This is a genomic window from Microbacterium sp., from assembly GCF_047606385.1.
Taxonomy (GTDB): Bacteria; Actinomycetota; Actinomycetes; order Actinomycetales; family Microbacteriaceae; genus Microbacterium.
Map to the genome: position 1 here is coordinate 48,228 of NZ_JASGEL010000097.1, position 6,991 is coordinate 55,218.

At 73.3% G+C, this 6,991-nt stretch carries 4 protein-coding genes and 1 pseudogene; 3 read left to right on the top strand and 2 right to left on the bottom strand.

What is annotated here, in order from left to right:
• Positions 1–276: 276 nt before the first annotated feature.
• The 3 genes from QM626_RS09695 (at position 277) to QM626_RS09705 (ending at position 5,603) form a co-directional block, all read left to right on the top strand.
• Positions 277–2,877 (top strand): ABC transporter ATP-binding protein/permease, encoded by a 2,601-nt coding sequence (locus QM626_RS09695; RefSeq protein WP_415076438.1) that lies wholly within the window; start codon positions 277–279, stop codon positions 2,875–2,877.
• A complete protein-coding gene (locus QM626_RS09700; protein ID WP_415076440.1) occupies positions 2,874–4,670 on the top strand; it encodes an ABC transporter ATP-binding protein in 1,797 nt (598 codons plus the stop codon). Before QM626_RS09695 ends, QM626_RS09700 begins: the two co-directional genes overlap by 4 nt.
• A gap of 90 nt (positions 4,671–4,760) precedes the next feature.
• Positions 4,761–5,603: a shikimate 5-dehydrogenase gene (locus tag QM626_RS09705; RefSeq protein WP_415076442.1), complete on the top strand. Its 843-nt coding sequence runs from the start codon at positions 4,761–4,763 to the stop codon at positions 5,601–5,603.
• 7 nt (positions 5,604–5,610) lie between these two features.
• Here the strand turns inward: QM626_RS09705 and QM626_RS09710 are convergent, their stop codons facing one another.
• A complete protein-coding gene (locus QM626_RS09710) occupies positions 5,611–6,708 on the bottom strand; it encodes a VIT1/CCC1 transporter family protein (protein WP_415076444.1) in 1,098 nt (365 codons plus the stop codon).
• A gap of 46 nt (positions 6,709–6,754) precedes the next feature.
• Positions 6,755–6,991 (bottom strand): annotated as a pseudogene (locus QM626_RS09715) (ATP-dependent helicase); the annotation flags it as partial.

Here is a 6,991-nt window from a genome sequence, read left to right on the forward strand (position 1 = left end):
ATGAGGGCGCCGACGCCGAAGGCGACGAGGACCGCCGGCCCACGACGAACAGCACGCTCGGGCCCGGGATCACGGCGAGCACCGCGGCTGCGCCGAGGAATGCGAGAAGCGTCTCAGGGCTGGGCATGCTCGATTGTCGCAGGGTCCGCCCGCCGCGGGCGCAGCATCGCTGCCCGGACAGACGGGGCTCCCACTCCGCCGGATCCGAGCTTGAGCAAGGTGGTTAGGTAAGGCTAACTTCGAACGGGTGCACGATGCTCGAGAAGAGGGGGCCTGATGGCCAAACGCGGCTTCACCGGCGTGATGATGCGCAGCTACGGCGCGCGGGACCACGACGTCACGGTGACGGGCACGGAGTGGCTCGCGCCGAAGTTCCTGCGGGTGCGGATGAGCTCGCCCACCCTGCTGCGCGAGGCCGAGGTCGGGCCGACCGCGTACCTGCGGTTCTGGTTCCCCGACCTCGACGACCCGGATGCCGAGCAGCAGCGCGGCTACACGCTCGCCTCCTGGGACGAGGCGACCGGCGAGTTCGCCTGCGACTTCGTGATCCACGAGCCGGCAGGTCCCGCCTCCGCGTGGGCCCGGAACGCCGTGCCGGGGACGACCGTGCAGGCGGCGTCCCTCGGCTCGACCCGGTTCTCGCTGCCGGACGAGCTGCCGGCCGGGTACCTGCTGATCGGGGACGCCGCCTCCCTCCCGGCGATCAACGCCATCCTCGGCGAGGTGCCTGCGGACATCCCGATCGAGGTGTACCTGGAGGAGCATCACGAGGACGACCGGCTGGTCCCGCTCACCGCGCATCCGCGGGCGACGGTGCGCTGGGTGCCGCGCCGCGGCGCCGCCTCGTTGGCGGCAGCGATCGAGGCACGTGACTGGTCGGACTGGGCGGCCTGGATGGCGACGGAGTCCGGCACCCTCAAGCATCTGCGGGTGCGGCTGCGCGAGGAGTTCGGCTTCCCCAAGTCGGAGGTCCACGCGCAGGCGTACTGGTACTACGGACGGGCGTTCGGGGCAAATCGTTCCAAGGCGGCGCCCGAGCCGGTGCCGGCCGACGCGCCGGCGGAGCGTATCGAGACGACCCCGGACGACGCCGCGCAGCCCATGCCAGGGAAGGGCGCGTGGCGGGCACGAGCCGGGGGCCGGCTCATCGCGCCGCTGCGCACGGGGATGGTCGTCGCCGGCATCGCCCAGGCGATCCTCACGCTCGTCCAGCTCGCCCCGTTCGTGCTGCTGGTCGAGCTCGCCCGGCTGCTGCTGGCCGGTGCCGAGTCGGCGCAGCTCTGGGCGGTCGGGATCTGGGCGGTGTCGCTCATGGGCGGCGGCGTGCTGCTGTCGGCCGCGCTCATGCTCTGGCTGCACTGGGTCGACGCGCGATTCGCGCGCGCGGTGCGGCAGCGCCTCCTCGCCAAGCTCGCCCGGCTGCCGCTGGGCTGGTTCGAGGCGCGAGGCTCGGGCCAGGTGAAGCAGCTCGTGCAGGACGACACGCTCTCGCTGCACTACCTCGTCACCCACGCCGTGCCGGACGCGGTCGCGGCGGTCGTCGCGCCGGTCGCCGTGCTCGTCTACCTGTTCATCGTGGACTGGCGGATCGCACTGCTGCTGCTCCTGCCGGTGCTCGTGTACGTCGTGACGATGTCGATCATGGTCACGCAGTCCGGCCCGAAGGTCGGGCAGGCGCTGCGCTGGTCGGAGCGCATGAACGTCGAGGCCGGGGCCTACCTGGAGGGTCAGCCGGTGATCCGGGTGTTCGGCGGCGCCGCCGCCTCGACCTTCCGCGGCCGGCTCGGCGAGTACATCGGCTTCCTGAACGACTGGCAGCGGCCGTTCGTCGGCCAGAAGACGTTCATGGACCTCGTCACCCGGCCGGCGACCTTCCTCGTCCTCATCGCCGTGCCCGGCACGGCGCTGGTCGCCACCGGCGGCATGGCGCCGGTCGCGCTGCTGCCGTTCCTGCTGCTGGGCACCACCTTCGGCTCTCGGCTGCTCGGCATCGGCTACGGGCTGTCGGGCCTGAGCGCCGGGCTCCTCGCCGCCCGCCGCATCCAGGTCGCGCTCGACGAGCGGGAGCTCGAGACCACGACGCCGACGGGCGCCGCGCCATCCGTCGCGCCGGGCCTCGTGGAGCTCGACCGGGTCGGTTTCTCCTACCGGCCCGGCGTGCCCGTCATCGAGGACGTGTCGCTGCGGCTCGAGCCGGGCACCGTCACCGCCCTGGTAGGACCGTCCGGCTCGGGCAAGTCGACGCTCGCCGCGCTGCTCGCACGCTTCCACGACGTCGAGGACGGTGCGATCCGGGTCGGCGGCGTCGATCTGCGCGAGCTCAGCGCCGACGAGCTCTACGCGCGGGTCGGCTTCGTGTTCCAGCAGACCCAGCTGGTGCAGGGCACCGTGCGCGAGAACATCGCCCTCGCCGTGCCCGACGCCGCATCGGAGCGGGTCGAGGCGGCCGCCCGCGCCGCGCAGCTGCACGAGCGCATCCTGCGCCTTCCGGACGGCTACGACACCGTCCTCGGCCCGGACGCGGCCCTGTCCGGCGGCGAGCGGCAACGGCTCACGATCGCCCGCGCCATCCTGGCCGACACCCCGGTGCTCGTCCTGGACGAGGCGACCGCGTTCGCGGACCCCGAATCGGAGTATCTCGTGCAGCAGGCTCTCAACAGCCTGACCGCGGGGCGCACCGTGCTCGTCATCGCGCACCGCCTGCACACGATCAGCGGCGTCGACCGGATCGTCGTCCTCGACCACGGCCGCATCGCCGAGACCGGCACGCACACCGAGCTCCTCGCCGTGGACGGGCGTTATCGGCAGCTCTGGGACGCGGGAGCCCGGCCCGTGGCCGCGCCCGCCCGCCCGATCGAGACGGAGGCCGCCCGATGATCCGCACCGTCCTCGCCCTGCTCCCGGACGCCAGCCGCGGCCGCGTCACCGGCCACCTGGCGCTGTCCGTGCTCGGTGTGCTGCTGCGCGCCGCCGGCAGCGTCCTGCTCATCCCGCTGGTCGGCGCGCTGTTCAGCGACCGCCCGGCCGGCGCATGGCCCTGGGCCGGTGCGCTCGTCCTTGTGACGGCGGCCGGCTGGGCCGCCGACGCCGCCACCGCCCGGCTCGGCTACGACCTCGGGTTCGGGCTGCTCGACACCGGGCAGCGCACCGTCGCCGACCGGCTCACCCGCGTCCGACTCGCCTGGTTCACCGCCGAGCACACCGCCACCGCCCGTCAGGCCGTCGCCGCCACCGGCCCGGAGCTGGTCGGGCTCATGGTCTACCTCATCACCCCCGCGATCGGCGCGATCCTGCTGCCGATCGCCATCGCGCTCGCGCTGCTGCCGGTCTCCTGGGTGCTCGGACTCGCCGCGCTGGGCGGCGTCCCCGTGCTGCTCGCCGCGTTCTGGGCCGCCGGCCGGCTCGGCCGCTCGGCCGAGCGGGCCGCCTCCGACGCGAACAGCGCCCTGACCGAGCGGATCGTCGAGTTCGCCCGCACCCAGCAGGCGCTCCGCGCCGCCCGCCGCGTCGAACCCGCCCGAAGCCATGCCGGAGCGGCCCTCGCCGCCCAGCACGCGGCCACGACCCGACTGCTGCTGATGCAGATCCCGGGTGAGCTGATCTTCGGCCTCGCCAGCCAGCTCGCGCTGTTGATCCTCGCCGGCACGACCGTGCTGCTGGCCGCGCAGGGCGTGCTCACCGTGCCCCAGGCGATCGCCCTCATCGTCGTCATCGTCCGATATCTGGAGCCGTTCACGGTCCTCGCCGAGCTGACGCCGGGCATCGAGGCGGCGACCGGGATGCTGCGCCGCATCCGCGACGTCCTCGACGCCCCCACCGAGCCCGTCGGGACCACGAGCACGTCGCCCGTGGGCGCGCCCCGGATCGAGCTGCGCGGGGTGGGCTTCCGCTACGGCGCCGACGCACCCGCCGTGCTCGACGGGCTCGACCTCGTGCTCGAGCCCGGCACGACCACGGCGATCGTCGGTCCCTCCGGCTCCGGTAAGAGCACCGTCCTCGCACTCGTCGCCGGTCTCCACCAGCCGTCCGCGGGACGGATCCTCGTCGACGGCGTCGATGTCACGGACCTGGACGCCGACTCCCGCCGCGCGCTGACGAGCATGGTGTTCCAGCATCCCTACCTGTTCGACGGCACGATCCGCGGGAACGTCCTGGTCGGCGACCCCGCCGCCGGCGACGTGGCTCTCCGCCGTGCCGCCGGTCTCGCGCGCGTCGACCCGATCCTGCGTCGCCTCGACGACGGCTGGGAGGCGAGGGTCGGCGAGGCCGGCACCGGCCTGTCCGGCGGCGAGCGACAGCGCGTCTCGATCGCCCGCGCCCTGCTGAAGCCTGCGCCGGTGCTCCTGGTGGACGAGGCCACCAGCGCGCTCGACACCGAGAACGAGGCCGCCGTCGCCGCCGCCCTCTCCGACGATCCGACTCCGCGCACGCGCGTCATCGTGGCCCACCGGCTCAGCAGCATCCGCGCCGCCGACCGCGTGATCTTCCTCGAGGCGGGGCGGATCGTCGAGGACGGCACGATCGACGGCCTCCTCGCCGCCGGCGGACGGTTCGCGGACTTCTGGCGCGAACAGGACGCCGCGACCGGGTGGCGGCTCGGTGCCCGCTCACGTCAGGATGCGGCGCTGGCCGTGTCGCATTCGGAAGCAAACGCAACTAAACAGGCATAAAGCCACATATACTCGTTCACACCGCGGCGGCTTCCGCGGGGAACGGCAGCCCGCCGGCGTCGAAGACGAGGAACCGTCCATATGGTGAACATGGTCGATCGAGACACCACGATGTGCATCTCGCTGGCTGCCCGCCCTGGCAACCACGGGAATCGCTTCCACAACTTCCTCTACGCGGAGCTCGGCCTCAACTATCTGTACAAGTCGTTCAGCTCCACCGACATCGGCGCCACGATCGGCGGTATCCGCTCACTCGGCATCCGAGGCGCGAGCGTCTCCATGCCGTACAAGGAGTCGTGCATCCCGTTCCTCGACGCCCTGGAGGACTCGGCGCGCGCGATCGACTCCGTGAACACGATCGTCAACGACGGCGGGAGGCTCACCGGTCTCAACACCGACTTCATCGCGGTGCGATCGCTGCTCGACGAGCACGGGATCCCGTCGACGGCGAGTTTCGCCCTCCTCGGCGCGGGAGGCATGGCCAAGGCCGTCCTCGCCGCACTCGTCGACGCCGGTCTCCGCGACGGCGTCGTGCTCGCGCCCACGAACCCGCAGCGCGGCGCGCGCCTCGCCGGGCGCTACGGCGTCGAGACCGATACGGAGCTCGGCAGCCGTCGCCCCGCACTGCTCGTCAACGCGACCCCGCTCGGCATGTCCGGCGGGCCGGAGGCCGGCACGCTCGCCTTCGACGCAGCCGCCGTGGCCGCCGCCGACTACGTCTTCGACGTCGTCTACCTGCCGGCGGACACGCCGCTGGTCGATCTCGCTCGCGCCGAGGGGAAGACGGTCATCACCGGCGACCAGGTGATGGTGCGCCAGGCGAAGGAGCAGTTCGAGCTCTACACCGGCGTCGCCCCCACCCCCGAGCAGATCGCCCGGGCGGAGCTCTTCTCCGCCGACCCCGCCGCATACCTCGCGTCGCACCAGCTGTAGTGCCCCGTCAGCCCGCGCCGGCGACGCCGAACAGGAGCCCGAGCAGATAGGTGATCGCGGCGGCCCCGAAGCCGATCGCGAGCTGTCGCAGTGCGCGGCGCAGCGGCGGGCCGCCCGAGAGCAGACCCACCATCGCGCCGGTGCTCATGAGCGAGATGCCGACCAGGCCGAGGGCGAGCAGCACCGCGGTCAGCCCCGAAAGGCCGAAGATCCAGGGCAGCACCGGGATCAGCGCGCCCGAGGCGAAGAACAGGAAGCTGGACGCCGCCGCCGCCAGGGCGTTGCCCACGACCTCGTGATCCGGGGCGGCCTCCGCCGGCCGTCGGTACGGGGCGGTGCGGTCGGCGGCGCGTGCGGCCTCCACCACACGGCGAGCCTGAGCGGTCGCCTCCTCGTCGCTCATGCCACGCGTGCGGTACACCAGCGCGAGCTCGTTGGCGTCGAGGTCCAGGTCGGGCAGCACCTCGTCGGCGTAGTTGTTCGGCTCGGTGGCCTCCAGCAGCTCGCGCTGCGACCGCACCGACACGAACTCCCCGGCCCCCATCGACAGCGCGCCGGCGAGCAGTCCGGCGATGCCGCTGAACAGCACGAAGCCCGCGCCGACCCCGGTGGCGCCGATCCCCATCACGAGCGCCAGATTGGAGACCAGGCCGTCGTTCGCGCCGAACACGGCGGCACGGAACGTGCCCGACAGCCGCCGTCGGCCGCGGGCGGCGAGACCGCGCACCACCTCGCGGTGGATCTTCTCGTCGGCGCGCATCGCCGGGGTCGCCCACGGATCGTCGTCGTACGGCGACCGGTCCTCCGCGTTCTGTGCGAGGGCGAGCACGAAGATCGAGCCGAAGCGCCTGGCCATCCAGCCGAGCACCAGCGTGCGCGAGGACGCTCGCGGCAGGCGCGGCGGCTCGCCGTCCAGCAGCGCGAGCCAGTGCCGCTCATGACGGCCCTCCGCCTCCGCCAGCGCCAGCAGGATCTCGCGGTCCTCGCCCGCCCGACGCTCGGCGAGGTGCCGGTACACCGACGCCTCCGCGCGCTCGTCGACGAGGTAGCGCGCCCACCGGCGTCGCTCGCGGGCGGTCGGCTCGGGACGAGGTGCGGCGGTCACGGGCGGCTCCGAAGGTCGTTGCGGCGAGGATAGCGCTCCGGCGCGATCAGCTCCGCACGCGCCGGCGGAGCAGGTCGATGCGGGCCTGCAGCTGCGCGACCGTCGCGTGCGAGACGGCGGGGCCACCGCACAGCCGCCGCAGCTCGGCGTGGACCATCGCGTGCGGCTCGCCGGACTGGCGGGCGTAGAGGCCGACCAGGCTGTTCAGCAGCTGCCGTTGCTCGGCGAGGGTGCGGTGCAGCGCGGCCGGCGGGGCCGCGGCGGCGTCCGGCTGCGCACCGCC